General features: G+C 66.3%; 1 protein-coding gene. It reads left to right on the forward strand.

The genetic code is table 11. From position 1 onward, the window contains the following. Positions 1–1,426 (forward strand): non-ribosomal peptide synthetase (locus NNI01S_RS32900; protein WP_157115176.1); only part of this gene is annotated, 1,426 nt, incomplete at both ends.

Below are 1,426 nucleotides of genomic sequence, written 5' to 3' on the forward strand. Positions count from 1 at the left end.
GATCGGTTCGCGCGCGTTCTCGCCGCGATAGTCGCCGACCCCGCCATCCCGGTCGGGGACATCGACATTCTCGCGGACACCGAGCGCACCGACGTGCTCACCGCCTGGAACGACACCACCCACCCGGTGGAGCCCGCCACCCTGGGATCGCTGCTCCGGCGGACCGTCGCTGCTGCGCCGGGAGCGGTCGCGCTGGTCGCGGACCTGCCCGGCGGCGAACGCGCCGAGCTGAGCTACGCGGAACTGGCCGCTCGGGTGAACCGCCTCGCCCGGTACCTGATCTCGGTGGGTGTCGGCCCCGAGACCCGGGTCGCGCTCGCGTTCCGCCGATCGGTGGATCTGGTCGTGGCGATGTACGCGGTGGCCGAGGCCGGAGGGGCGTACGTACCGATCGACCCCGACCAAGCCGCCGAGCGGACCGACTACATCCTCTCCGTTGCCGCCCCCGTGTGCGTATTGAGCAATGCGGAGTCGGACTTCGATACCGATGTCGCGCCGGTGGTGCGGCTCGAAGACCTCGAACTGACCGCGGTCGCGAGCGTGCCGCTCAGTGATTCCGAGCGGGTCGCCACCCTGCGGCCGGAGAACACGGCATATGTGATCTTCACATCGGGCTCGACGGGCCGCCCGAAGGGCGTGGCCGTCTCGCACGCGGCGATCGTCAACCAATTGCTGTGGAAAGCGGCCGAATTCGAGCTGGCACAAGATGACTCGGTGCTGCTGAAGACGGCGGCGACGTTCGACTTGTCGGTGTGGGAGTTCTGGTCCGCCGCCGTGTGTGGTGGTCGTCTGGTGATCGCTTCGCCGGATGGTCATCGGGATCCGGCGTATCTGACCGACCTCATGGCGCGCGAGTCCGTCACCACGCTGCACGCGGTGCCGTCGATGCTGGACGCGTTGCCTGCGCACCGGCCGTACCCGGACACGGTGGACTGGTCGCCACGGCGGGTGTTGGCGATTGGTGAGGCGTTGCCGGGTTCGGTGGCGCAGCGGTTCTTGCGGGAGAATCCGCGTACGGAACTGTTCAATCTTTATGGTCCGACTGAGGCGGCGGTGTCGGTCACTTGTCATCGGGTCGGTGATGGTGATCGGCTTTCGGTGTCGATTGGTGCGCCGGAGTGGAATTGCCGGGTGTTTGTGCTGGATGGGCGTTTGCGTCCGGTTCCGGTGGGTGTTTCGGGTGAGTTGTATCTGGCGGGTGCGCAGTTGGCGCGTGGGTATTTCGGTCGCGCGGATTTGACGGCGGATCGGTTCGTGGCGAATCCGTTCGAGCCGGGTGAGCGGATGTATCGCACGGGTGACTTGGTCGCGTGGAACGGTAACGGCGAACTGGAATATCGCGGTCGTACGGATTTCCAGGTGAAGATTCGTGGTTTCCGTATCGAACTGGGTGAGATCGAGGCGGCGTTGTTGGCGTTGCCGGGGG

Source organism: Nocardia niwae NBRC 108934 = DSM 45340 (genome assembly GCF_001613465.1).
In the GTDB taxonomy this organism is placed as follows: Bacteria; Actinomycetota; Actinomycetes; order Mycobacteriales; family Mycobacteriaceae; genus Nocardia; species Nocardia niwae.